Origin of the sequence: Lacrimispora sphenoides (assembly GCF_900105215.1) — a bacterium.
GTDB lineage: Bacteria > Bacillota > Clostridia > Lachnospirales > Lachnospiraceae > Lacrimispora > Lacrimispora sphenoides_A.
In genome coordinates this window covers 1,805,141-1,829,319 of record NZ_FOIP01000001.1, presented here as the reverse complement: position 1 = coordinate 1,829,319, position 24,179 = coordinate 1,805,141, and the positions used below count along the sequence as shown (strand labels likewise).

The following is a 24,179-nucleotide window of genomic DNA, read 5'->3' as shown; positions in this document are numbered from 1 at the left end:
TCTCAACTTTCTTTTAGAAATGTGTCAGCATGGTTCTGCTTATGATTTCATCCTGTACATCCTTGCATAACTCTACGAAGAATGCGCTATAGCCGGCAACGCGGACGATTAAGTCGCGGTACAGCTCCGGATGCTTCTGAGCCTCAATTAAGGTATTGTTATCCAGGTAGTTGAACTGCATCTCGCCGTTTCCTAACATACAGGCCGTACGAAGAAGGGTGATAAGGCTTTCTTCGCCTTCCTGAGTATCCAAAAGACCGGCCATGATCTTAAAGTTATGAACCATACCGATGTTCATGCTGTCATTGGACATCTTGGATACGGACTTGATGATTGCAGTCGGGCCCTTGAAGTCTGCACCCTGGGTTGGGCTGATTCCGTCGGAAAGAGGCAGCCATGCATTACGGCCGTTGGCAGAAGCGCCTGTCAGCTGTCCAAATGGGGTATTATTGGAAATGGATAAGGTACCATGGCTTAAAACAGAGTATAAGGTCTTATATTTTCTGTGTTCATGCTCTGTAAAGTCAACCAGGTCAGCTGCAATTAAATCTGCATAATCATCATCATTTCCGTATTTTGGAGCATTAAGGCAATCGGTACGAATCTGGTCATATCCCACAAAGTCAGCCTTTAACGCTTCGTTTATCTGCTCTAATGTATATTTTTTCTCTTCGAATACAAGCTTCTTGATCGCCGCCATGGAGTCTGCATAGGTAGCAAGTCCGGACCATACCACACCAGGTCCGAAGTTGTACATCGCACCGCCTGCGGATACATCCTTTGCTTTTTCCATACAGCCTTCGTACATGATGGACATGAGCGGCTTTGGAGCTAAGTCTCTGTGAACGCGCTGGGAAATTACAGTAGCAACATCGGTCCACTTTGTAATATATTTGATTTCTTCTTTTACAGCTGCTTCAAACTCTTCGTAAGTTTTGAAGTTGCTTAAGTCACCCATATCCGGGCAAACCTGCTTGCCATACCATAAAGGAGCTCCGTTGTTTAAGACAAGCTCGATACAGATCGGCCACTGGGTATAAGCAGTGGATGTCCACTGATAAAGACGTCCTGACTTCTGAGGCTCTACACAGCCCATCAGGCAGTAATCACGTGCATCCTCAATGGATACGCCTTTTGCAAGCATCATCTTGATGTGGGCATCGTCAAAATGGCAGGCTGGGAATCCCATACCGGAACGAACCACATCTACGATCTTTTTCATGTACTTTTTCGGGGACTTGTTGTGGATACGGCATGCAAGTGATGGCTGGTAAATCTTTACATGACGAACTGCATCCATAAGTAAGTAAGTTAAATCATTGGTGGCATCGTGTCCGCTGCGGGTCACACCGCCTACGCACATGTTTACGAATGGCTGGTAGCCTGCAAAGAATTTGGAACCGCCTTCGCTGGTGATCCACATCATCTCAGACATCTTGATCAGCATGCAGCCGGCAAGCTCAAATGCCTGGTAATCATTCATACGTCCGGATTCGATATCATCTTTGTAGAATGGATACATATACTGATCCACACGTCCAATGGACATACCGGTCTGGTTCTCTTCCACTACGAGCAGGGATTCGATGGTCCATACTGCCTGGATTGCCTCCCAGAAGGTTCTTGGCTTGTGAGCAGGAACGTAAGCATTTACTTCAGAGATCTTTAACAGTTCTTCCTTACGCTTTGGATTGGTTTCCTTGGCTGCAAGCTCTGCTGCATACTCAGAAAGTCTCTTTGCGTAGATCATAACGCCTTCTGTAGTATCGATAATGGATTTGTAGAAATAAATCTTCTCAATATCATCAGGATTCTCATAATCCAGTTCTTTTAAATGATCCTTGGCTTCCTGCTGAATATCCAGCATGCCCTTCTTCATAAGGATTACATCATAGCCGGGGTTTGAGTCTCCGCCGCCGTTGATGGCATGGTAGGAGCAGTCGGATACAAAGGATTCTCCGGATAATTCCCAAACGCCTGCTTCACGGTACTGATCTTCACAATACTCATCAACCGATTTGCCGGACCAGTATGGGAACAGCTCTTCTTTCATGATTTTCTTGTCTTCTTCGGAAATATAGAATGGATCCTGAGGACGTGTTCCGATGGTATCGATCTCATCTACCATCCATCTCCATGCGATATCCGGAGAGAATGCACCTGCACGGGGAGCGCCGCAGGGAGCACCTACGATGAGCTCGTTGTCCTGAATAACAAGGGGAGCTGTCTCGCAGCAGTAACGGAAACATTTTGCACGAAGCATGATCTTTGGCATACCAGGGTTTTCTTTAGCGATCTTGGTAATGGCCCGTGCACGGTATGTTGTAATTGATGGTTTATGCTTTAAATAATTTTCCTTTAAATTCTGGAGTCTGGGAGTAATGCCATCCGGTAACTCCGTTCCTCCCTCAAAGCTTACTGCCGCCTGGGAAGCAGGCTCTTTTTTGTTGATTTCATCGGAAACAGTTTCAAACATTTTCATCAGAGAAGCTCTTTCTTCTGGTGTCATGTTCTTCGTTGCTTCTACAAATTTATTTGAAAATTCACGAATATCCAATCTGGTTTCCCTCTCTTTCAATTATTTGCCACCTAATGAATCAAGCGGATATGCTTGCATATCCAGTTGATTCACAAATTCAAGGTTGAAAGACGCTTTTCTTTCAACACTTATCATCAAGCTCCCTGGACAAGGTTTCTAAAATCTGTTTCAGGAGCGCTTTTGCATCTTCGCTTCCTCCTTTTGTCTCAGGAGCTTTTTCATGTCCGCCCGAAACGTTTCCTGTAACCCCAAGGAATTCTTTCGCATCCCGGACTCCATATCCCACGTTCCGGATATAGATGAAATTCATGGGTGAAACGTTGTCAGCCGTAATTCCGGCGCCTGTCGTAATACTTCCAAGGGTCATGGCCGGAAACAGGTTCGTGGTCGCTCCCATGCTGCCCAGAGTGGCAGGTGTATTGACAAGGATTCTGCCTACCGGCTTCTTTAAGGCGAACTGGCGTATTACTTCTTCATCCCTGGAGTGGATTACCAGGGTGTGTCCATGGCTCTCGTTAACCAGAAGACTCATGCATTTCTCGCAGGCGTGCATCCAGTCATTTTCGATGTAATAAGCCAGTACAGGACACAGAAGCTCTTTTGCAAACGGATTCCTGTCAGAAATATACTTCTGTTCGGAAACCAGTACTGTTGTGGAATCAGGCACCGTAAATCCCGCTCTGACCGCAAGTTCTACTGCAGGTCTTCCCATGGTTTCCGTATCCGCCTTCCCGCTTTCCAGGCAAAGGAGGTCAATTAACTTTTTCTCCTCTTCCCCATTCATAAAGTAGGCGCCGTTCTTAATCATTTCGGCTTTTACTTCTGCTGCGATGAGGCTGTCTACCACCATATACTGCTCGGCTGCAGACACGATCCCGTAATCAAAGGTACGGCTTGTAATGATATCCTCTACCGCCTGTCTTACATCGGCAGTCCGTTCCACAAAGACCGGTCCGTTTCCAGTACCGCCGTAGATATAAGGTTTTCCGCTTTCTGCTGCCTCGCGGCACAGCTCCGGCACTCCGGTGTTGACTACCATGGCTGCTGCCGGGTGGCGGATCAGCTCCAGAGTCCCTGCCCTTGTCACTGTCTTTAGATACCCGATGGCTCCTTCCGGAAGCCCGCAGCATTTTCCTGCTTCCATCAGCCTGTCAATCAGCCTGCCTGTTACCTTCCTTGCCCTTTCATGAGGTGCGATCACGATGGGATTGCCGGACTTAACAGCAATTATAATGTTATAAATCGCGGTAGAAACCGGGCTCACTGCCGGCGTCAGGGCGGCAATTACACCCACCGGAACGCCAACTGCCATGGTTTTAAGCCTTGGGTCTTGTTCTAAGATGCCGACACACCTCATATCTTTTAGACGTTCCGGCAGGAAATTGCAGACAAAGGTGTTCTTCACGTACTTATCCTGGAAACGTCCATATCCGGTTTCTTCCGCGGACATGACCGCCAGTTCCTCCGCCAGTTCCTTTGCTGCCGCAGCCAGGGTGCCCGTAATGAGATCAAGCTTTTCCTGGGGGAAGGTAAGCATGGTCTCTCTGGCTTCCCGTGCACTTTCCATTAAAATCCTTGCCTCCTGTATGGAGAGCAGGTCTTTATCTACAAAATTCATTTTCGATTCTCCCTTCATCCGGGATGCCTGCTATTCCTGTTCAGGAGCAACACTTAAGGCATATCGTCTGATGATTTTTTCAAGATGGGGATGAGGTCTTGGAATGACTACAGAACTGTAAACATCCGCTCCCATATCCTTTACTGCCTTAATTCCAGCTTCTACAGCCGTCTTGCAGGCTCCCACATCTCCCCGTACTAAAACAGAAATATAACCGGAAGCTACATTTTCATAGCCGATGAGTTCCACATCTGCCGCCTTGCACATTGCATCCGCCGCTTCGAGAACAAATACCAGACCAAATGTTTCTATTGAGCCTATGGCTTCATATCTTTCCATATACTGTTTTCCTTTCTCTATGCGTCTATATCGTGTACGGATACAATGTCTCCGACCTCTTTAATCGGCCTTGGCATTACGTTCTTTGCTGTCAGCTTGCCGATTGCTGCTGCCGCTTCTGCACCTGCCTCCACGGAGGAACGTACCGCTGCCACATCACCCTTTACCATAATGGTCACCAGGGTGGAACCTACGTTTTCATAAGAAATCAATTCTACATCTGCTGCCTTAAGCATCTTGTCTGCTGCTTCCAGTGCAGGAACCAGTCCGACGGTCTCTACCAGGCCTAAAGCTTCTTCGCCGTAATATCTCACCTTTGTAAACCTCCTCTATGCTATTTGCGGTATTTCTTATCCACATATTTGTCAACTGCGCTTCTTCCGTCATCATTGATTTCGTAGCGCATGCGCAGCTCCCCGTTCTGATCCAGGTCATAGCTGCATAAATTGACCATACCGTTTGCTTCCAAAGACATGACATGATCCATGTAACGATCTTTGGTAAACTGGCGCTCTCCGCCGTAAAGCGGTTTTAAAGCCTCCATGATCTGGGCAATATCCGCATTTTCTACTCCATATAAATAATTTAAAACCGCTGTTCTTGCAGGTAATAACATTTCCTTATTCCCCTTTCCTGAATAAATCCAGTGGATTCATGGTTACCAGAATCGCACCAAATACGATTACAAAAGAACCGATTACAATCGTAGGTGTCACTGCCTGTCCCAAAAACAGGATACAGAAGAAAACTCCCCAGAACGCATAGGTTACATTTAAGGACATTCCCACAGCACATCCAACGGTGGAATTACTCTTATACCAGCAAAGGAAAGACACTGCGGCACTTAAACCGGATACTACAAGCCAGATGGCTGGTATTCCTGCCATAAGTGTTCCGCCAAGAAGTCCCAGGCCTCCAACGATAGGAAGGATCACGAATAAATCCAAAACACCGGAAATCAGCTGGCGTAAGTTTACTGCAACATCGGTATCGATCATGGCTCCGCCGTAAGTGGCAAATACACCTTCCAGGGCCCAGCAGATTGCTGCGACAAAGGAGAAGATAATTCCCAGTGTAAAGTTATCGCTGCCTTCCGGCTTCGTCCAGTTGATGATGATGGCACCGGCCACACATACCAGCATACCCAGCATAACTCTCTTGGTGATTTTCTGTTTTAAGAAGATCCATGCAAAAATTGCTCCGAATAAACTGCATAATGCGGAAATCGGAATCGCATAGGCACCGGCCATGGCAAGACCTACCAGATAAGCGCCATTGGCAATGGGGCCTCCGAGAATGGATCCGATGACAATCATTTTGCCAGGGAATGTATTAAGGCTCCTTCCCATCTCGCGGATACGGCCGCTTTTTGCATTATAAGCAGTCAGCCAGATTCCTGCGAAAAGATCGTTTAAGCCGGAGCACACATATGGTCCTGCTAAAAGTCCTGCCGCACTGACAAGAGGTTCATAATATCCGGCCACCAGTACAAGTACGGTATAGATCCCGTATGTCAGTCCGGATAATGCACCGGTTGTCATACCGGTTGTCCTGAATTTTTTATTGACTGCCGCCATTTTTGCATCCGCGGATGCAGATGTCATTCCTTGGTTACTCATTATTTACACTCCTTTTTCTCTTTCGGAAGAATGGTTTCAACCTCAGCGTGAGGACGAGGAATTACGTGAACGGAAACCAGTTCTCCAACTCTCTGGGCTGCAGCCGCACCTGCATCGGTCGCTGCCTTTACCGCACCGACATCACCTCTTACCATAATGGTAACAAGACCGCCGCCGACAAATTCTTTTCCAACCAGAGTAACATTTGCTGCCTTTACCATTGCATCTGCAGCTTCGATAGAACCGATCAGGCCCTTTGTCTCAATCATTCCTAATGCATCAAATTTCATTGTTTACTTCCTCCTTTTTCATGAGCAATTCAAATGGGTCTACGGATACTAAAACCGCGCCCAAAATGATAATAATGGAACCAATGATAATAGTCGGGGTTAATGGCTGTTTTAAAAACAGGATACAAAACAGCACACCCCAGAACGCGTAGGTAATATTCAGTGACATTCCCATGGCGCAGCCTATTGTACTGTTGGATTTATACCAGCACAAATAGGATATTGCAGCGCAAAGTCCGGAAACCAGCAGCCACATAACCGGCGGTAATGAGAACAGGGTGCCTTTTAAAAGTCCCATGCCTCCCACCATCGGCAAAATAACAATCAGATCCACAATACCGGATAATAGCTGGCGTATGTTGATTACCACATCGGTATCCAGCATGGCACTTCCGTAAGCCGCGAATACACCTTCCAAAGCCCAGCCGATGGCCGCAACAAACGCGCAGATGATCCCAAGGGTAAAATTAGTGCTGCCTTCCGGCTTTACCCAGTTGATGACAATCGCTCCAACCACACAGATCACCATTCCAATGCCTACTCTCGGCACGATTTTCTGCTTTAGGAAAATCCTTGCAAACAATGCTCCAAAGAGTATGTACATAGCGGAAATCGGTATTGCGTAAGCTCCTGCCATGGCAAGTCCCATGAGGTATGCTCCACTTGCTATGGGTCCGCCAACCAGAGAGCCTATAAGAATGATTTTTCCCGGGAACAGGCGTAAGCTTCTTCCGATTTCCCGGATTCTTCCGGTCTTTACGTTATAAGCGGTCAGCCAGATGCCTGCAAACAAATCATTCAGGCCCGAGGTTACATAGGGAGCAGCAAACAACCCAACCGCTCCGGCAAGAGGCTTGTAATAACCGGCGATCAAAACGAATGTGGTATATAACCCATACATAAGACCGGATATCAAGCCTGTTGTAACGCCAATTGATTTAAATTTTTTTCGTGCTTCCGTCATTTAAGTTTTCCTTCCCCAATTGGTGCTGCACAAAATTCAAGTTAGCATGTTTCTCTGCTTTTTTCTTCACGTTCAGCTGAAAACGTTTAGAAAACACATCACGCCTGTTAATGTTACTAATTTTACGGAGTCGCTTTGTGTTTTTCTATGCATTTAGTATAAATCTTCCCCCTAGGGGAAATGTCAACAGGTTTTTAAACTTTTTTATGCTCCAAATATTGGGAGAAACGCTACCAGCCCGGAAAACAAAAAAGGGCCCCCCTGGTACAGCATCTTTCTGAATACTGTATCCAGGGAAGCCAACCGCTAAAACATGCTCCCTTATTCCCTGTATATCGGAACAATGATCTCTGAAACAAACTGCTCCCGGCTTCTGGTGGTCCAGTAATCCACCACATACCGTTCGAAGCTTTCCTTCCCGCACTTATAGCCCCTTTTAGCTGCCCATTTAAGTATTTTCTCATATTCTTCATCAATCGTTTCATGCTTTCCGATATGATAAACCGACGCAGCCATAAAACCTCCAAAGACCTGCCGGTTCAAACAGTTCCTGCATGGATGAATGGCCTGCTGCATGATTCTGGTGCGGCTGCATTTGCCTGCCATCTTTTCCTCAAATGAATCAAATTTTAAAATTACCGGTCCTGTGATCTCATTCTCTTCTTGCTCTAAGTGATTGGTCCATTCTATATTGATAATGGATTCCATGTAATTGTAGTCAAAGTCCTGCTCCATGCCGCAATAGGTCGCCGGTTGTATATATTTTACGGCAACATCATGAACATCATTCTGGAGCACCAGTTTGGCTTCCTGTATCAGCTCATACCAGTCCTTAACCGCAATATAGCTGTTATGGATCTGCTGCTCCTGAAGGCATAACTGATCAATCTTGTTCCGGAAATTCTGTTCCAGGTAATAATAAGTATTTCCTTCGACCAACCCCTGCATCTCTTCCAGTTTAAATCCCATTTGCTTGTAGTATTTCACCACCGGAACAGTCAAAAGCGACTCTTTGTTATAATACCGGTAGCTGTTTTCCTTGCAGATCATATCCGGAGATATGATCCCGATCTTATCATAAAACCTCAAAGCTTTTATAGAAATGTTGCAGATCTTACTCACTTCCCCAATTGAGTACAATTTTTTTTCTTTCATTGAAACCCCCATAAGCATATGCCTTGTCTATGTATCCATTAATAGTTTCCCTCTTCAATTACGAGTTTATTTGTACTGATTAACTTAGTATAATCCTTCCTGTATAGGGGAATGTCAATAACTACTTATGTTATCTATTTTATACGAAAAAGATGTCAACCGGAAGCAGTAAAAAACTGTAAAAAAAGACCACCAGACGTTCCGGTTAACCGGAAGACCCGTGGCCTTTGCTGTATTTATCTTAATTTCTCGATCATTTCAAGGACTTCTTTCTTGGATTTCACTCCTACGGAAGTGACTGCCGCCTTACCATCCTTAAAGAGTACAAGGGTAGGAATGCTCATAACCCTAAACTGTCCTGCTAAGTCCGGCTGCTGGTCAACATCCACCTTGCCTACCTTAACGCCGGGAAGATTCCCTTCAGCAATTTCGTCTATCACCGGTGCAAACATCTTACAGGGTCCGCACCAGGTCGCCCAAAAGTCCACCAGCACAATGCCGCTGTTATCTGCCACTTCTGTTTGAAAATTCTCCTGTGTTAATGTTAAAACTGCCATATCATGTTCCTCCTTCTTGACTTGCTTTTTGTGTATTCACGAAAAGCGCCTTTTATTCATAATTATCTACATTACTCCGAATCCGGGAATGCGCCGATCATATAATGAACAGTACATCCTTTGCAATGTTTTCCAACCGGCGGTGCTCTTTTTATAGTTTTATCATAATTATCTTAAATATCCCCGCTTTTTGGATTATTGCCTGGGATAACTGTAACTTTGTGAGTTTCAGTATCTTTACTGTTATTATAAAAGTTACAGTTGTATTTGTCAATAGATTTTTTTATTTACTTATAAAAATCAAGGCCTAATTGCCCGGTTCTTTTCAGAAACTCTTCCTTGACCTTCTGCAATCCGTCACCGGAGGATTCCTCACCTGTCTCAGACAGTTTCCCATATTCCAGAGCATCAGAAGAGATCTTACCGCCTTCATATCCTCCGCTCAGCTTCAGTCCAAGCTCAAATCTTTCATTATGATATGTAATATTAAACTCAGGGATCTGGAATGCCCTTTTCCCTTCCTGCCCATTGCCAAAATAGACCTTTGCGCTCATATCAAGCTTCCGTTCACGGAGCATTACATTTCCTGCCACTGACAGCCCTCCATTAGACTCCAGTAAAAGGCTCATATCAGTCAGACCCTCCACTTTAATATCCGTGATATGCAGCCCCTTGTCAATGGTAAAGAATATGTCCTGAGTCTCTCCCTGGGTCTTCCGTTCCTCTAACATCTGTCCCCATTCTTTCATATCCTTTCCGGGCCCCTCCTTAAGCAGTTCTCCTACCTTACTCAAATAGGTGTCAAAGAGACCGGAAGGGACTGATGCCTTAATGATTACGCCACTCTTATCCCTACTGACAAATTCCATATGGCTCTGGTTCATCATGTAAACGGTATCCTTTTTTAAGGTTTCAAGCTGATCTCTTAAATGGTCTCTCTCTTCCGGGACAATTGAAAAACCAATAACCTCTTTTAATGTATCCTGGCTGGTTCTTATGGTCGGTCCTTTAATCCCAGGTATGGATATTAAGGCATTATCTCTGTCAGCCCAATAATGGACTCCGTCCCTTATGGCCCCAAGAAAATACACGTCAAGGCTTCCCTGGGAAAAGGTATGTTTTTCATCCCTTTGCTCCTTCCAGTTGATGCCAAACCCTCCCGGAAGTATCAGCACAGAGTGGCCATTCCAATCCACTTCATCCGCTATGAGCTTCAGGGAATCTTCCTCTGCCCCTTCTCCTTCTTTGTCTTTGCCCCATAGATCCATTAACCGCCCCCTGGTTTGCAATGCCGATCGGGTCAGGTAAAATCTTGCATAATGGATCGGAAGATAGTTCCATACCCAAACACCAATAACAATTAAAAGCAGTACCACCCCGCCGGCCCAGGCCAGCCGCCGTCTGATTCCCGGCGGCTTTTTTTCCTTTCCCATCTTACATGATCCCTGTTTGGCTGAGTTTTTCTTCAAAAAATTCATTCAGTTTTAACACCTTCTTCCGCAATACGATTCCAACCAACAGTGATATAGGAATATAGACCAGCACATTTCGTATATCTTTCCAATAATCATTCCCATAAGTACCTCCCACACACTCTCTCATTGCATTGATGAGATGAGTAAATGGAAGCAATGGGTTCACCATCTGGAAAAACCGGGGAGTTACCTGTATGGGAAACGTACCGCCGGAGCCTGCCACCTGAATGACCATAAAGACTACTACAATCGCTTTGCCCACGTCCCCAAAGGAAACCGTCATGGAATAAATGATATTGGTGAATATAATACTGGCTGCCACAGCTGCCAGCACAAATTTCCCCGGATAAAGGCACTGGATCTTTAACATATACAAATCTCCCAAAGCCACCACAAGTGCCTGGGCGATTCCAAACAGCATGAAGGTGAGATACCTTCCAAAATAGGTTTCATACAGCTTAAGCCCTTCCGATCTGTTCTCTTCCACCTTAGTCTTTACCAAAGCCGCCAAAATGAGTCCTCCCACCCAGATGGCCAGAATGGTATAAAACGGAGCCATGGCGGAACCATAAGTTTCTACCGGGTAGATTTTGTTGGTAACCATATCCGTAGGCATTTTCATAAAATCACTGAGCTGATCCGGGTCGTTCTTCATGATGTCCATGATCTTATTTAACTTCTCATTATCCGCCAGCTTGTTCACGCTGTCGATCATATCATCCACACGCTCCTGGCTCCTGTTCATCAGGCCGACGGCGCTGTCTAACGCTTCGATCAGGCTCTGGGATGAGTCTGTTACACTATCAAGGGTGGTATCGATCTGCCCTATCATGTTTCCAATGCTGTCTAAAGCTCCCGCAGTAGTGCCCAGGGCATCATAGGTCTTATCAAGGCTGTCTTTTAAAGGAATCTCCACCTTGCCGGTATAAAAATTCAGAACGTCTGATATGGAGTTGGTGACCCCGTCAAGAGAGTCTCCGATATCCTTCTCCATGGTATCCGGCAGCCGTTTTGTCTGTTTTACGGTCTGCTGTGCAGCCTGCAGCTTCCTGACCAGTTCCTGCTGCTGCTTAACGGTATCTGTAAGCTTTTGCTGAAGAGTTGTTATATCTTTTAAGGGAATGGGCAGCTTCTGGTTAATTGTCCCTAAAACCTTGTTTACGCTATTGCACTGGTTGATGCTTCCTGTGACCAGATTTTCCGTGGCTTTTAATGCATCAATAGCTCCGTCAGCGGATGTGTCCGTCAGCTTGCCGATTACCTGAAAGGATTCATACACGGATTCCTCTACCTTGCTGATATTATCCAGGGTATCTCTAATACCTTCTGTCATTGTGTCAGAGAATCCTCTGGAGGAATCGATCAGGGTTTTTGCGCTTTCAGCCGTTTGTCCGCCGGAATCGATCATTTTGCTCACATCCGGGAGAGTTCCCTTCATACCGCCATTTAAGCTGTTGACGGAGCGGAGCGTGGACTGAAGCATGGTAATGGTATCCACCAGCTGACTCAAATCTGTTTTTACATCCGTAAGTGTGCTGACGGCATCGTCTCTGTCCGTTTCCTTGTCAGTGTTCCAGTCTGTCGAATATTTGTTTAAGGCCTTCCCAGCCACCTTTGAGGTAGAATTAATAAAGGTTTCATTAATTTGCTGCTGTACGCTCTCCACCCCTTTGCCGGTGATCTTTGTGGCAATGGCGTTTTTCTTCTCATTTACATAGTATTCAAGCACCGGGCGCTCAATGTTAGAGGTAAGGACGCTTGATATTTTCTGGCTGAAATCCTCGGGGACGATAACTGCCGCATAATATTTCCCGGATTCCACTCCATCGATTGCTTCTTCCTTATTGACGAACTGCCATCCTATCTGTTCATTCTTTCTAAGTTCATCAAGAATCATTTCACCAATATTAATGGAAGAATCATCAATATCCGTGTCAAATATATCGTCAATAGAAGCCCCCTTATCCAGGTTGACAACCGCAACCTTAAGTCCCTTTGTATTCGCATAAGGGTCCCAGCTTGCAGCGATGTTAAACCATGCGTATAAGGCTGGAATCAGTGTAAGTCCCAGCGCAATAATGACTGCTACCGGATTAAGTGCAATGCGTTTTACATCACCGGCAAAAATTTTAAATATGTTTTTAACATGAACCATGTGTGCCTCCTTGGTATATCAGTTAAGAAATTTAGCATTTCCGTATTATAATATTTTCCTGCAACAAAAGCAATGCCTGTTTCCCATTATCTTATTAAAAGGTGTTAAGAAAGGTGTTAAAAAGCTGCTAAATGACCGAATGAGCAGAACACAATCGGTCATTTAACAGCTTTTCACTTCAGGTAATACAAAATACTTCTAAAGGGACATTCCAGCCTGCATTCGTTTCTTAAGCTCTTCCACGATAAAAACACTTGCCGTAGAACCGATTCTGCTGACTCCAAGCTCTATCATCTGAAGGGCAGTATCCAGGTTCCTTACACCTCCTGCCGCCTTGATCTTAATTTCATCTCCTACCATGCGCTTCATCAGTGCCACATCTTCAAAGGTCGCCCCTCCGGTTCCAAAACCGGTGGAGGTCTTAATATAATCCGGATGAACGTTCAGTGCGATCCGGCACAATTCCTCTTTCTCCTGGTCTGTAAGATAGCAGTTTTCAAAAATCACCTTTGAAATCACCTTATTATTTCTGCAGATTTCCGTTATCTCTGCCATTTCCTTTTCTATGAAACTATAATTTTTCTCTTTTAGCTCAGTAATATTAATCACGTAATCGATCTCATCAGATCCGTTTAAAATGGCGGTCTTTGTTTCATTCAGCTTATCTTCTATGGTTGTCTGCCCTAACGGAAATCCCACCGCAGCACCCACATGGACAGGGCTGCCTTCCAAAAGCTTCCGGCAGCGGACCACCTGCGCAGGGTTGATGGCTACCATCTTAAAGCCATATTCCATGCTCTCCTTACAAAGCATTACAAAATCCTGATGGGATGCCCAGGCTCTTAATTGAGTGTGGTCAAAATAAGCGGCCAGTTCTTTCTGGCTGATCTTAATATTCCCCATAAATAGTCTCCTTTAAGAATCAATCATCATCATCCTGATTCTCATAATTTTCCGTCTTGCATGCAGCAGTATCTTTCATCTTCTTTAACAGAGGATGCTGCTTCCAGCGGTTTAGTGCTGTCGTTGCCTGATATGCAAGGATCTGGAAAAACGGCAGGAAGCATAAGGGGGTTAAAAGCTCCGGCAGCTCCACCGGAAGATTTAAAATCCCTTCTCCGGTGTATCCAGGCTGATTGGTTATTAAAAACGCCCTGTCAGTTACCTCCCTGCAGGCTTTAAAAATGGTCTGGATCCGGCTGCTGCTATTTCCTCCATCAATGAGAAATACCGTATAGCCGGGAGTCATCTGAAGATTGGGTCCATGAAGGAATTCCTCAGACTCATAAGCTACAGAAGGGATCTTTACCGTCTCACCCAACTTTAAAGCACCTTCCAGTGCCGTGCCGTAATTAGCGCCTAATCCGCACACATAAGCATTTACCATGGAGGTAAATTCCTTATAATGATCTTCATAGAATTTCATGGTTTCCTTTTGCACTGTTTCATGAATCCGGGCCGCCTTCTCCATATCCCGGCATACCGATTCTGCCTCTTCCTCCGTCATCAGTCCTTTTCTTACGGCAGCTTCAAGGGTAAACAGCATCAGAAACAAGGCAAACGAGGTCACACCTTTTGTCACATAACCTACGGTTTCCACTCCAACCCCATAATCGATCAGCACATCCGCATAATCTTTCATATCACTGGAGATACTTCCTGTAATTCCGATTGAGGTGCGCCCTTGCTCACGGATCATCTTCAGCGCATCAATGGAATTGGTGCTGTAACCGCTCTGGGAAACAACAAAAACAAAATCACCGTCCGTAAAATCATGTTCACTGCTAAGAAAAGTGAAGGGAGATACGATCTTTACTTCAGACTTTAAATAATACCTCATAAACTGGCGGGCGCAGTACGAACCGTTATAGGAGGATCCGGAAGCCACGATCCAGACGGTTTTGTAATCTCCCTTTTCATATTCTGCGATCAGCGGAGCTGTCAGCTCCTTCCGGTTTTTAATATTATTAATCATTACCTCAGGAGACTCTTCCACATACGTCATCATTGTTTCTTTTATTTTTTCATTCATTTTGTTACCGCTCCTTTTTTCGTTTTGGTAAAAATGAGTCAGAAAGTATTTTGTGCAATAATTATATCATATCCCTAAGTATAGTCAATAATGTATCGAAAACATACAAATAATTGTAATTACATATTGACAAACTTTCCCCATGATACTATTATTTATTTATACATTATTTATACTTTTTTAATAGAAAAGAGTGAAAATATGAAAAATAGTACAAAATATCAGAGGGATACAAAATTTCAAAAGGAGTGACAAACATATGCCCAACATTCTATTAACAAGGATCGATAACCGGCTGGTACATGGTCAGGTTGGATGCTCCTGGGTGGGAGCCATTGGATGTAATCTGATCGTAGTCGCAGACGATGAGGCTGCTGGTGATCCGGTCCAACAATCTCTGATGAAGATGACTGCTGATTCCACCGGCGTGGGGATCCGATTCTTTACACTTCAAAAAACAATTGAAGTCATCCATAAAGCAGCGCCAAGCCAGAAGATATTTATAGTAGTAAGAAATCCGCAGTCTGCAAGAGCCCTGGCTGAGGGAGGAGTTCCCATTGATAAGCTCTGCATCGGCAACATGCATGTAGCTCCGGGAAAGAAAGTATCCAATGAGCCTCATGTATATCTGGATGAACAGGATTTAGAAGACTTGAGAATGATTCGGGGAAAAGGCATTGATGTGTATATCCAGATCGCTCCCGGAGATAAGAAGCATGATTTTGAGGTGAAGTAAAAATATAGACAGTTTAGGAAGAATGAGATGAAATACCCTGCAGGCATACATTTATGCCTGGAACCGAATAAGCAATAATGATGAAAACCGCAGGAAGAAACCTGCGGTTCAATAAAAGGAGGGTTTTTTATGCAAATTACTTTAATCCAAGGGATTTTGCTGGCTTTACTGGCCTTTATTTGTGCCTGTGACGCCTGCTGGGAAGCCTTTTTCTGGTTCCGTCCCATCGTTGTCGCCTTCTTCGCCGGAATAATCCTGGGTGATGTTCAGGTAGGCCTGGCTGCGGGCGCCGTTGCAGAGCTTTCTTATCTGGGACTGCTGACCGTAGGCGGTACCGTTCCGCCTGATCCTCTGATGGCAGGCATGATGACAACAGTCATCGCATTCACGACTGGCCAGAGCACAGAAACAGCTCTGGGACTCTCATTGCCCTTCGCTTTGCTGGCACAGTGGGTCGGAATTGTCTGCAATACCACTTTTGCAGGTTTCTTACGTCCCCTGGATCACGCATGCGAGAACGCAGACACAAAGAAATTTACACAGATCGTTCTTCTTGGACTTGTAATTAAAGCGGGAATCTACGCTTTGATCACGTTCCTGTCTGCCTATGCATTACAGAACCAGATCGCAGGATTTGTAAACATGTTCCCGGAATGGCTGATCCACGGATTCGAAATATCCGGCGGTCTGCTTCCTGCAGTCGGTCTTACCCTGCTCCTTGTTGTCATGCTTAAGAAGCAGAACGTGGCATATCTTTTTATTGGCTTCTTAATGATGACATTCTTAAAGCTGGACAATATCCTTCCGGTTGCTATCGCTGGAATCGCCGTTGCATTCATTGGTTATCTCAATGATGAAACTATCAAAAAGAATGCCATAACTGTAGAAGGAGGTGCTGACGATGACGGTATCTAGAAATAAATTGGACAAAAAAGATATCAATAAGATGAGCATGCTTTCTATATTAGAACAGTCCTGTTTCAGCTTTGAGCGCATGCAGGCTCCCGGTTTCTGTCTCGGATTGCTTCCCGGATTAAAGAAGATTTACGGTGACCAGAAGGAAGAAATCTCAGATGCCATGAAAAATAACATGGACTTTATCAATACCGAACCCCACATGGCAACCTTTCTTCAGGGTCTTGTCCTTTCCCTGGAAGAAAACGGTCAGGACAGGGCTCTGATTAAGAGCATAAAAACCGGTCTATTCGGCCCTCTGGCGGGTCTGGGAGACGCAATCTTCTGGTTCACCCTGCTTCCAATATCAGCAGCCATCTGCTGTTCCCTTGCAAGCGGCGGGTCTGTACTGGGTCCTATCCTTTATATCGCTATCTGGTTTTTAGGCGCCATATCAAGATTGTGGTTTGGCCGTATGGGATATAACATGGGTGTGGGAGCCGTTGATTTAATCAGTTCCAATGCCAGTGCCATTACAAAGGCAGCAGGCATCCTGGGCATGATGGTGGTTGGCGGGCTGATTCCAAGCTACGTATCCCTTCATTTTGCTGAAACGCTGGTAGCTCCCGGCGGCGTATCCATACAGGCAATCTTCGATTCCATTATGCCGAACATACTGCCTTTAGGGTTTGTATTTACCCTTTACTGGCTGTTTAAGAAAAAACATGTTAATACGCTGATGCTGATTATACTTATCATCCTTGTATCAATCGTATTGTCTTTCTTTAAAATCATGTAACCAACGGAAGGAATCAGATAGAATTCTGCCGGGGGCCGTACAGGAAGAGCTGGAAGAATTTACCGTCTCCTGTATGGCCCCTTCCGTTATGCGGCAAAAACTACATGGTAAGAGGCGGCTTCTGATATCGTTTAAAGCACCAAGTGGACATCTATATGGATATCCGTTAAAATAACATTGCAGGTAAAATTCCTCAATGATATACTGTACTAATGGGATTTCCCTGCTATGGAGGTGTATGCATGAAGTTTGAATTTATACAAATTGATAAATATAGTCCGGTTCCATTGTATGAGCAGTTAAAGGGCTGCCTGATTACGGCAATCCGGAGCGGAAACCTGATTCCGGGACAAAAACTGCCCACAGAGGATGAACTATGCCGCAAATTCGGCATCTCCCGCCCTGTCGTCCGGCAAGCCTACGGGGATTTAAACAAACTTGGTATGCTGGTGAGGAAGCGTGGCTCCGGAAGCTTTGTAAGATCAAATACAGACCGGGGAATCTATTTGATGCAGCTTGTCAGCTACCGTGAAGAACTGGCCATGATCGGCATGGTACCTGGAACCGATTTAAAAAAGAAGGAAATCATCTCTTACCATGTCCCGGTTTACGAAAAACTGCGTTTGGATCCCAAACAGCACTGCCTTCATCTGGAGCGCATGCGCTATGCGGACAAACGTCCTTTTACTTTTATTGAAAACTTTGTTCCCATGGATCTATTTCCAGGAATTGAAGCCTATGATTACGGAACAGACTCTCTTTACCGCATCATGAGAGATGTGTATGGCATCTATCCGGCCAAGGCGGTCAGATCCATACGGGCGGAAATCATCAACCCGGCACAGGCTCACCTGTTTCATATAGAGAAAGGCTCTCCGGTGCACATGCTGGAAAGCATCGCCTACGACCAATATGAACGTCCTATCGACTACAGCATTGAAACTTATCCGGGCAACACACACCGATTTGACTTTGTCGTATACAGGGATTAGAAATAAATCGTGAAATGCCCGGAGCTCATACCTATATGCCCATAAAACGAGGGCAGGAAAGAGGAAAATATGATCGGAATCATTATTTCAGGCCATGGAACATTTGCAACTGGAATCTCAAGCGCAGTGGAACTTCTCACTGGCCATCAGGATTTTATTATACCGGTGGATTTTAGGGAGGAGCATAGCGAGGAACAGCTAAAGGAGAATCTAAAGGCAGCCTTCGACCGCTTACAGGACTGCGAACAAGTTCTTGTTCTATGTGATATTCTGGGAGGCTCCCCTTTTAAAAATGCAGTGATGTTAAGCATTGGAGATGAACGGATAAAGGTCCTTTACGGAACGAACCTGGGCATGACCGTAGAGCTGGCAATGCGCTGCATGATGGGCCAGATACCGGAAGCAGATACGCTGGCAGATGAAATTATTGAAATAGGAAAAACGCAGATCGGAAAATACAAATATGAGCCGGTAGAAGCGTCTGAGGACTTTGAGGAAGGAATTTGACCAATGATAAAAGCAGTTATATTTGACATGGATGGGGTTCTGATCGACAGTGAAATCATATATTTGGACCATATGTATGAAAAGCTGAAGCTTAAGTACCCCCAGATCAACAGAGAAGCGCTGTTTGCCGTGGTGGGATCCACCACAAAAAGGACGATGGAGATTATAAGCGACGTGATCGGAGAGGATGTGAATTCCCACACGTTCCAAGAGTTATATGCAGGACTTTGGGCCGATTGCCGCCCGGATTATCCTTCTATTTTGAGAAAGGAAGTCCCGGAGATTTTAAAGGAGCTTCACCGCAGAGGTTATCAGGTGGCACTGGCATCTTCTACCAGCAGGGCAGGGATTGAAGATGTGCTCACGTCCTGCGGACTGAAAGGTGACTTTGACTACATTGTAAGCGGCGAGGAATTTAAGGAAAGTAAGCCTAATCCGGAAATATATCTCCATACGGCAGATACCTTAAAGCGCGAGCCAAAGGAATGCCTGGTGGTGGAAGATTCTACCTATGGGATCATGGCAGGTCATGGTGCAGGAATGACCGTTGCCTCCATCATTGATAACAGGTTTGGTTTTGACCGTAGTCTTGCGGATTATTCCATAAACGGGCTTTTTGAGGTATTGGATTTATTGAATGAGTTGAATAACAGATAAACTAAAAGCAGGCTCCCAATTACGGGAGCCTGCTTTTAAAAACACAAAATATATTTAAGCTTGATTTTGGAACTGACTCATATACAGTTTTTCATAAAATCCTTTCCTTGCTATTAGTTCATCATGGGTTCCCTGTTCAATTATTGATCCGTTATTCATAACAAGGATTAAATCCGCATTTCTAATCGTAGAAAGGCGGTGTGCAATAACAAAGCTTGTTCTGCCCTTCATGATATTTTTCATAGCTGTCTGAAGCATTAATTCAAGTCTTGTATCAACAGAACTTGTCGCCTCATCAAGGATTAAAATAGCCGGATCTGCCAGGAACGCTCTCGCTATTGTTAAAAGCTGTTTCTCACCGACTGATACGTTTGAGGATTCTTCATTTAATATCATATGATAGCCATCTGGCTGTGTTTTGATAAAATGATTTACATTTGCTGTTTTTGCAGCGTTTTCAATCTCCTGCTGCGTTGCATCCTCTTTTCCGTATTTTATATTATCGGCGATCGTTCCGTTAAATAGCCAGGTGTCCTGTAACACCATACCAAAGATAGAACGAAGATCATCCCGTTTCATATCCTTAATTTTCACACCGTCAACCTTAATTGCACCTTTATTTACGTCATAAAAACGCATTAAGAGGTTAATAAGCGTGGTTTTTCCGGCGCCAGTCGGGCCTACGATTGCTACCATCTGACCGCTCTTTACGTTAATATCCAGATGCTCAATGAGCATTTTATCTTTGTTATAACCAAAAGAGACATCTTCAAAGGTAACATTTCCCTTTAAGTTCTCAATTTTTACCGGATCAGAAGCCTCCGGGACCTCTTCTGTTTCAGTAAGGAACTCAAATACTCTTTCCGAAGCTGCAATCGCAGACTGAATGGAAGCAGACAATTGTGACACCTGCTCCAGCGGCTCATTTAACTGCCACATATATCGGATAAATGCCTGAAGCTGTCCAACCGTAATGGCGCCTGTTATTGCAAATGTCGCACCTAATATACAAACAGCGACAATTGCAAGATACGTAATGAAGGAGATTAACGGCGACATCAATCCGGATATAAATTGTGCCATAAATCCATTTTCACAAAGATTGTTGTTAATCTTCTTAAACTGTTCTATGGAATCTTCCTGCTTTCCATAAAGTTTGATTTCGGTTAGCCCGGTATATCGTTCCTGAATGTAACCATTTAAGTCACCAAGTGCAGCCTGCTGTCTGCTAAACATAACGGAAGAACGCTTCATAATAAATTTCATGATCAGGGCACTTCCCGGTATCAGCAAGACAGCAACAGTACCCATCGTCGGATTAATATAAAACATTAGTACTATAGCTAAAATAATGGATAAGAAAGCACTCAATATCCTTGATAAACTCTGCTGCAGCGCATTTGACATGGTATCGATATCATTTGAAATGATACTGAGAATATCACCGACGGAACGTTTATCAAAATAGCTGATTGGCAGCTTTGCAATCTTTCTTTGGACATCGTTTCTTAAATCACGCATTGTATTTTGTATACCATTGGTCAAAAAATACTGTGAACCAAAGCTGCTAAGTACGTTTCCAATATAAATAGCAAGCAACAGCTTTAAGATTTTAATAACGTAGGAAAAACTGATGGCTGCTCCAGGAACTTTGTTCACGATATCTACAACATCATCTTTTAGTCTAGTTGTAATTAAACCTTCCACCATTGGCGCTGCTGATAAGAAACTGGAGTATGCTATCGTAAGAAGAATCGCCACGATAAAAAATTTCAAGTATGGTTTTATATATGGATATAATTTTCTCATCGCTCCAATTCCTCCTTTGTTAATTGTGAATCTGCAATTTCATAATATATATTGCATGACTTTAATAATTCTTTATGGGTCCCCATACCTACCACTTCACCCTCATTCAGAACGATTATTTTATCCGAATTCATGATGGTACTAATTCTTTGTGCCACAATGAATACAATGGATTCTTTTGTTTCTTCCTTAAGGGCAGTCCGCAAGGTAGCATCTGTTTTATAGTCAAGCGCAGAAAAGCTGTCATCAAAAATGTATATTTCAGGCTTTCTAACCAATGCTCTCGCAATCGAGATCCTTTGTTTTTGGCCTCCTGATACATTTTTTGCACCTTCACTTATAAATTCCTGTAATTTGTCCGGCTTATTCTGAATAAACTCTTTAGCCTGCGCTATTTCAATTGCATGATCTATTTCTTCCGGCGTCGCATTGGGATTGCCGAATTTAAGATTGTCTTCTATGGTTCCTTTAAATAAAAAAGCTTTTTGAGGGATAAAACCAATTTTTTGACGGAGTGCCTTTAAGTCATAGTCACGTGTATCCACACCATCAATTTTGATAGAACCGCCTGTCACATCATAAAATCTTGGAATTAAATTAATCAATGTGCTCTTTCCGCTGCCCGTACTGCCGATAAATGCTACGGTCTCCCCTTTGTTCGCAGTAAAAGATACATCCTTTATGACCGGAAGCTCACCATCCGGATACTGGAACGTAACATGGTCAAATTCAACCACACCTTTGTTATCTGCTGTAATGCCCTCAGAAGGATTATTTACTAACGGTTCCTCATCTAATAATTCCTGAATGCGGTTTGCAGAAACCTGCGCCCTTGGATACATGACAAATACCATGGAAAATAGCATGATAGAGAACATTGCATGAAACTGATACTCTAAGAAAGCAACTAACTGTCCAACCTGTAAAGTTCCTTTATCAATCATTAAACTGGATATCCAAAATACGGCCATCATTGCAAGGTGTAATAAGAAGAAAAAGGCCGGCTGCGTAAATGACATGATTTTAAATAATTTCTTCGAATTAGTGGCATAGTCGTCATTGGTCTCTGCGAAACGTTCTGATTCATATTCACTTTTTCGAAAAGCTCTGATTACACGTACCCCAGTTAAGTTTTCTCTTGAAATCCGATTCAGCCGGTCCATCCCTTTTTGCTGTTTCTCAGAAAGCGGATTGGTTAACTTCGCAATGATAATGACTCCCGCCACTATAAATGGAAAGCTTCCTCCGATAACCATAGAGAGATTAATACTGGTCTTGATCGTCATAAAAACACTGATAATAATCATGACTGGTGCCAAAAGTGCAGTTCGAAACAACAAATTGGAGAACAACATTAACTGAAATGCATCATTCGTTGTTCGTGTAATCATGGAAGACACACCAAATTTATTATATTCTGTGTGGGAAAATTTCTGCGATTGTGCAAAAACATCATTTCTTATATCCCGAATCATATAGGTTGAAATTCTTGATGAAGCGAAAGTTAATAAAATGGTTCCTGCACCTCCAAGAATGCAGATAATCAGCATGATTCCTCCCATTTTCTTAATATAAGCTATATCACCATTGCCTATTCCGTTATCAATCATCCACGCCATAACCGTGGGAATTCCCAGCTGTACTGCAACGAAACTAAAGATTCCTATGATGTTTAACAGAATTAGCTTCGGATATCCTTTCAGATATTTTAACATTAATCTCATAACATGACTCCTTTCGCTTTACTGTATAAATACATATATAAATTCAGCCGCAAACCTTGACAGAAAAAGGCTGTTTGACTATTATAAACTATAAGGTTGTCTTATAGTCAAGAAAAAAAAACTCTAAAATATTTCTTATCATTATTGTTTGATATTTCCTGTTTTTTTAATACCTGCTTTGTTAATATAAAACATATATGTTATGAAAAAGTTTGTGTCAATGCTGCGGCTGCAAACATGAAATTCGTAATATGCAGCATAGAACTGAGGTAATTTTATGTCTAAAGATAAAAATGAATACTTAACAACAGGAGAGTTTGCAAAAATCTGCGGAATTCCTAAGCATATTTTATTTCATTACGATCAGATAAAGCTTTTTCAGCCTGAGATCATAAAAGAAAATGGTTATCGTTATTACTCTTTCCGCCAATTCGATACGTTTTCTATTATCTCCGCATTAAAAAGGCTGGGAATGCCATTAAAAGAAATTAAAAAGTATATGGATGAAAGAAATCCTGTAAAGCTAGTAGATTTACTGGAACAAAAGTCAAATGAAGTGTCTAAGGAAATTAAAAAGTTAAAAAACACGAAACGTGAAATTGACTCCCTTAAGGAATTAACAGAAAAGGCCTTATCCGTGGAATATAATACCATAGGAACGGCTTATCATAAAAGCATGAAAGCGCTATGCAGTACCTTAATGGATAATGACAATGACAACTCTTATCCGAACTTTTTAACAGAGCTGATCGCATTCCGTAATAACAGCAATGCAAGTATGATAGATTTTCTGGGAGCATCGCTTACCATTGATAATATCCGTGATAAAAGATTCGACAGCTTTTCCTATTTGTATACAAAAACGAATAATGCTGATAAAAAAAACAACACTCTGGTGCGAAAAGAGGGTTGGTATCTCCAGGTTTATTATAAGGGAAGTTATCCAAGGATCAGTGAAATGTATACAGAGATTATGCAGCACGCAAAGGAACATCAGATAAACCTCGGTAAAAATGCTTATGAGGAGTATCTTATATTTGAGATAGGCACTAAAAACAGAGACGACTATGTTACGTTAATATTGGTAGAAATTGAGGATGACTTGCAGCCAAAATAAAAGGCCCGGATAATTATCAGAGCCTTTTATAGCAGTAAAGCTTATAAATTTTGAATTAACAGTATCTGCAGTTATCATCTGTGGCTATTGCGGAAAGTCTTGCACTTGTAATTGTAACAGCAGCACTAATGAGTTACATGAATATAGGTGATTATTTCGTATAGACAATCACGAGTTGAGGGTTACGGACATAAAGCCGGA

The 24,179-nt window shown here is 43.5% G+C and carries 23 protein-coding genes; 7 read left to right on the top strand and 16 right to left on the bottom strand.

Features of this window, described 5'->3' with window-relative positions; all coding sequences use genetic code 11:
• Positions 1-13 precede the first annotated feature (13 nt).
• From cutC to BMW45_RS08320, 14 genes are all read right to left on the bottom strand, one after another.
• Positions 14-2,557, bottom strand: coding sequence for a choline trimethylamine-lyase (cutC, locus tag BMW45_RS08385; RefSeq protein WP_092246288.1), 2,544 nt, complete (start codon positions 2,555-2,557; stop codon positions 14-16).
• 103 nt (positions 2,558-2,660) lie between these two features.
• Complete coding sequence (locus BMW45_RS08380) at positions 2,661-4,157, bottom strand: aldehyde dehydrogenase family protein (RefSeq protein ID WP_092242197.1); 1,497 nt, start codon at positions 4,155-4,157, stop codon at positions 2,661-2,663.
• A 30-nt stretch (positions 4,158-4,187) separates the two neighbouring features.
• Complete coding sequence (locus BMW45_RS08375; RefSeq protein ID WP_092242191.1) at positions 4,188-4,496, bottom strand: BMC domain-containing protein; 309 nt, start codon at positions 4,494-4,496, stop codon at positions 4,188-4,190.
• A gap of 17 nt (positions 4,497-4,513) precedes the next feature.
• Positions 4,514-4,810, bottom strand: coding sequence for a BMC domain-containing protein (locus BMW45_RS08370; RefSeq protein WP_025230287.1), 297 nt, complete (start codon positions 4,808-4,810; stop codon positions 4,514-4,516).
• A gap of 20 nt (positions 4,811-4,830) precedes the next feature.
• The gene (locus tag BMW45_RS08365; RefSeq protein ID WP_054790482.1) at positions 4,831-5,112 is read right to left on the bottom strand and encodes a hypothetical protein; all 282 of its coding nucleotides are present in this window, start codon (positions 5,110-5,112) and stop codon (positions 4,831-4,833) included.
• A gap of 4 nt (positions 5,113-5,116) precedes the next feature.
• On the bottom strand, positions 5,117-6,115 hold the full coding sequence (locus BMW45_RS08360; RefSeq protein ID WP_092242188.1) for a DMT family transporter: 999 nt from the start codon (positions 6,113-6,115) through the stop codon (positions 5,117-5,119).
• Entirely contained in the window at positions 6,115-6,405 is a 291-nt protein-coding gene (gene eutM, locus BMW45_RS08355) for an ethanolamine utilization microcompartment protein EutM (RefSeq protein WP_025230290.1), read from the bottom strand. Before eutM ends, BMW45_RS08360 begins: the two co-directional genes overlap by 1 nt.
• Positions 6,395-7,369 carry a DMT family transporter gene (locus BMW45_RS08350; RefSeq protein WP_092242185.1) on the bottom strand — a complete coding sequence of 325 codons (975 nt, stop codon included), beginning with the start codon at positions 7,367-7,369 and terminating at the stop codon, positions 6,395-6,397. Before BMW45_RS08350 ends, eutM begins: the two co-directional genes overlap by 11 nt.
• Positions 7,370-7,690: 321 nt before the next feature.
• Entirely contained in the window at positions 7,691-8,524 is an 834-nt protein-coding gene (locus BMW45_RS08345; protein ID WP_092242182.1) for a MerR family transcriptional regulator, read from the bottom strand.
• 236 nt (positions 8,525-8,760) lie between these two features.
• The gene (gene trxA, locus BMW45_RS08340) at positions 8,761-9,081 is read right to left on the bottom strand and encodes a thioredoxin (protein ID WP_025230293.1); all 321 of its coding nucleotides are present in this window, start codon (positions 9,079-9,081) and stop codon (positions 8,761-8,763) included.
• Between the two features lie 287 nt (positions 9,082-9,368).
• Positions 9,369-10,514, bottom strand: a complete 1,146-nt coding sequence (locus BMW45_RS08335) for a hypothetical protein (protein WP_143057018.1) — start codon at positions 10,512-10,514, stop codon at positions 9,369-9,371.
• 1 nt (position 10,515) lies between these two features.
• Positions 10,516-12,711 (bottom strand): YhgE/Pip domain-containing protein, encoded by a 2,196-nt coding sequence (locus BMW45_RS08330; protein ID WP_092242176.1) that lies wholly within the window; start codon positions 12,709-12,711, stop codon positions 10,516-10,518.
• Positions 12,712-12,909: 198 nt separating this feature from the next.
• Positions 12,910-13,614, bottom strand: coding sequence for a deoxyribose-phosphate aldolase (deoC, locus tag BMW45_RS08325; RefSeq protein ID WP_092242173.1), 705 nt, complete (start codon positions 13,612-13,614; stop codon positions 12,910-12,912).
• Between the two features lie 19 nt (positions 13,615-13,633).
• Positions 13,634-14,743: an SIS domain-containing protein gene (locus tag BMW45_RS08320; RefSeq protein ID WP_092242170.1), complete on the bottom strand. Its 1,110-nt coding sequence runs from the start codon at positions 14,741-14,743 to the stop codon at positions 13,634-13,636.
• A 259-nt stretch (positions 14,744-15,002) separates the two neighbouring features.
• On the opposite strand from BMW45_RS08320, the gene agaB reads away from it, so the two are divergent.
• The 6 genes from agaB to BMW45_RS08290 all read left to right on the top strand — a co-directional run bounded on the left by agaB (position 15,003) and on the right by BMW45_RS08290 (position 19,328).
• On the top strand, positions 15,003-15,479 hold the full coding sequence (gene agaB, locus BMW45_RS08315; protein WP_092242167.1) for a PTS galactosamine transporter subunit IIB: 477 nt from the start codon (positions 15,003-15,005) through the stop codon (positions 15,477-15,479).
• 129 nt (positions 15,480-15,608) lie between these two features.
• Positions 15,609-16,394, top strand: coding sequence for a PTS mannose/fructose/sorbose/N-acetylgalactosamine transporter subunit IIC (locus tag BMW45_RS08310; RefSeq protein WP_025230298.1), 786 nt, complete (start codon positions 15,609-15,611; stop codon positions 16,392-16,394).
• Complete coding sequence (locus BMW45_RS08305; protein WP_025230299.1) at positions 16,381-17,172, top strand: PTS system mannose/fructose/sorbose family transporter subunit IID; 792 nt, start codon at positions 16,381-16,383, stop codon at positions 17,170-17,172. The genes BMW45_RS08310 and BMW45_RS08305 overlap by 14 nt, the downstream gene beginning before the upstream one ends.
• A 242-nt stretch (positions 17,173-17,414) precedes the next feature.
• On the top strand, positions 17,415-18,164 hold the full coding sequence (locus BMW45_RS08300; RefSeq protein ID WP_025230300.1) for a GntR family transcriptional regulator: 750 nt from the start codon (positions 17,415-17,417) through the stop codon (positions 18,162-18,164).
• Positions 18,165-18,233: 69 nt separating this feature from the next.
• A complete protein-coding gene (locus BMW45_RS08295; RefSeq protein WP_025230301.1) occupies positions 18,234-18,671 on the top strand; it encodes a PTS sugar transporter subunit IIA in 438 nt (145 codons plus the stop codon).
• A gap of 3 nt (positions 18,672-18,674) precedes the next feature.
• Positions 18,675-19,328 (top strand): HAD family hydrolase, encoded by a 654-nt coding sequence (locus BMW45_RS08290; protein WP_092242164.1) that lies wholly within the window; start codon positions 18,675-18,677, stop codon positions 19,326-19,328.
• A 54-nt stretch (positions 19,329-19,382) separates the two neighbouring features.
• Here BMW45_RS08290 and BMW45_RS08285 read toward each other — a convergent pair whose 3' ends face one another.
• Both BMW45_RS08285 and BMW45_RS08280 read right to left on the bottom strand, forming a co-directional pair.
• Positions 19,383-21,137, bottom strand: a complete 1,755-nt coding sequence (locus BMW45_RS08285) for an ABC transporter ATP-binding protein (RefSeq protein ID WP_092242162.1) — start codon at positions 21,135-21,137, stop codon at positions 19,383-19,385.
• Positions 21,134-22,861, bottom strand: a complete 1,728-nt coding sequence (locus tag BMW45_RS08280) for an ABC transporter ATP-binding protein (protein WP_092242159.1) — start codon at positions 22,859-22,861, stop codon at positions 21,134-21,136. Before BMW45_RS08280 ends, BMW45_RS08285 begins: the two co-directional genes overlap by 4 nt.
• A 277-nt stretch (positions 22,862-23,138) precedes the next feature.
• Here BMW45_RS08280 and BMW45_RS08275 point away from each other — a divergent pair, with 277 nt between their 5' ends.
• Positions 23,139-23,978, top strand: a complete 840-nt coding sequence (locus BMW45_RS08275) for a MerR family transcriptional regulator (RefSeq protein WP_092242155.1) — start codon at positions 23,139-23,141, stop codon at positions 23,976-23,978.
• Positions 23,979-24,179 lie beyond the last annotated feature (201 nt).

Excerpts from the sequence above, each read along its gene's own strand:
- BMW45_RS08280 (WP_092242159.1), bottom strand. The coding sequence starts at position 22,861 with ATGAGATTAATGTTAAAATATCTGAAAGGATATCCGAAGCTAATTCTG.
- deoC (WP_092242173.1), bottom strand. The coding sequence starts at position 13,614 with ATGGGGAATATTAAGATCAGCCAGAAAGAACTGGCCGCTTATTTTGAC.
- BMW45_RS08285 (WP_092242162.1), bottom strand. The coding sequence starts at position 21,137 with ATGAGAAAATTATATCCATATATAAAACCATACTTGAAATTTTTTATC.
- BMW45_RS08375 (WP_092242191.1), bottom strand. The coding sequence starts at position 4,496 with ATGGAAAGATATGAAGCCATAGGCTCAATAGAAACATTTGGTCTGGTA.
- BMW45_RS08360 (WP_092242188.1), bottom strand. The coding sequence starts at position 6,115 with ATGAGTAACCAAGGAATGACATCTGCATCCGCGGATGCAAAAATGGCG.
- BMW45_RS08345 (WP_092242182.1), bottom strand. The coding sequence starts at position 8,524 with ATGAAAGAAAAAAAATTGTACTCAATTGGGGAAGTGAGTAAGATCTGC.
- BMW45_RS08380 (WP_092242197.1), bottom strand. The coding sequence starts at position 4,157 with ATGAATTTTGTAGATAAAGACCTGCTCTCCATACAGGAGGCAAGGATT.
- BMW45_RS08295 (WP_025230301.1), top strand. The coding sequence starts at position 18,234 with ATGATCGGAATCATTATTTCAGGCCATGGAACATTTGCAACTGGAATC.
- BMW45_RS08290 (WP_092242164.1), top strand. The coding sequence starts at position 18,675 with ATGATAAAAGCAGTTATATTTGACATGGATGGGGTTCTGATCGACAGT.
- BMW45_RS08275 (WP_092242155.1), top strand. The coding sequence starts at position 23,139 with ATGTCTAAAGATAAAAATGAATACTTAACAACAGGAGAGTTTGCAAAA.
- BMW45_RS08310 (WP_025230298.1), top strand. The coding sequence starts at position 15,609 with ATGCAAATTACTTTAATCCAAGGGATTTTGCTGGCTTTACTGGCCTTT.
- eutM (WP_025230290.1), bottom strand. The coding sequence starts at position 6,405 with ATGAAATTTGATGCATTAGGAATGATTGAGACAAAGGGCCTGATCGGT.
- BMW45_RS08335 (WP_143057018.1), bottom strand. The coding sequence starts at position 10,514 with ATGGGAAAGGAAAAAAAGCCGCCGGGAATCAGACGGCGGCTGGCCTGG.
- agaB (WP_092242167.1), top strand. The coding sequence starts at position 15,003 with ATGCCCAACATTCTATTAACAAGGATCGATAACCGGCTGGTACATGGT.
- BMW45_RS08350 (WP_092242185.1), bottom strand. The coding sequence starts at position 7,369 with ATGACGGAAGCACGAAAAAAATTTAAATCAATTGGCGTTACAACAGGC.
- BMW45_RS08300 (WP_025230300.1), top strand. The coding sequence starts at position 17,415 with ATGAAGTTTGAATTTATACAAATTGATAAATATAGTCCGGTTCCATTG.
- BMW45_RS08320 (WP_092242170.1), bottom strand. The coding sequence starts at position 14,743 with ATGAATGAAAAAATAAAAGAAACAATGATGACGTATGTGGAAGAGTCT.
- BMW45_RS08365 (WP_054790482.1), bottom strand. The coding sequence starts at position 5,112 with ATGTTATTACCTGCAAGAACAGCGGTTTTAAATTATTTATATGGAGTA.
- BMW45_RS08305 (WP_025230299.1), top strand. The coding sequence starts at position 16,381 with ATGACGGTATCTAGAAATAAATTGGACAAAAAAGATATCAATAAGATG.
- trxA (WP_025230293.1), bottom strand. The coding sequence starts at position 9,081 with ATGGCAGTTTTAACATTAACACAGGAGAATTTTCAAACAGAAGTGGCA.
- BMW45_RS08330 (WP_092242176.1), bottom strand. The coding sequence starts at position 12,711 with ATGGTTCATGTTAAAAACATATTTAAAATTTTTGCCGGTGATGTAAAA.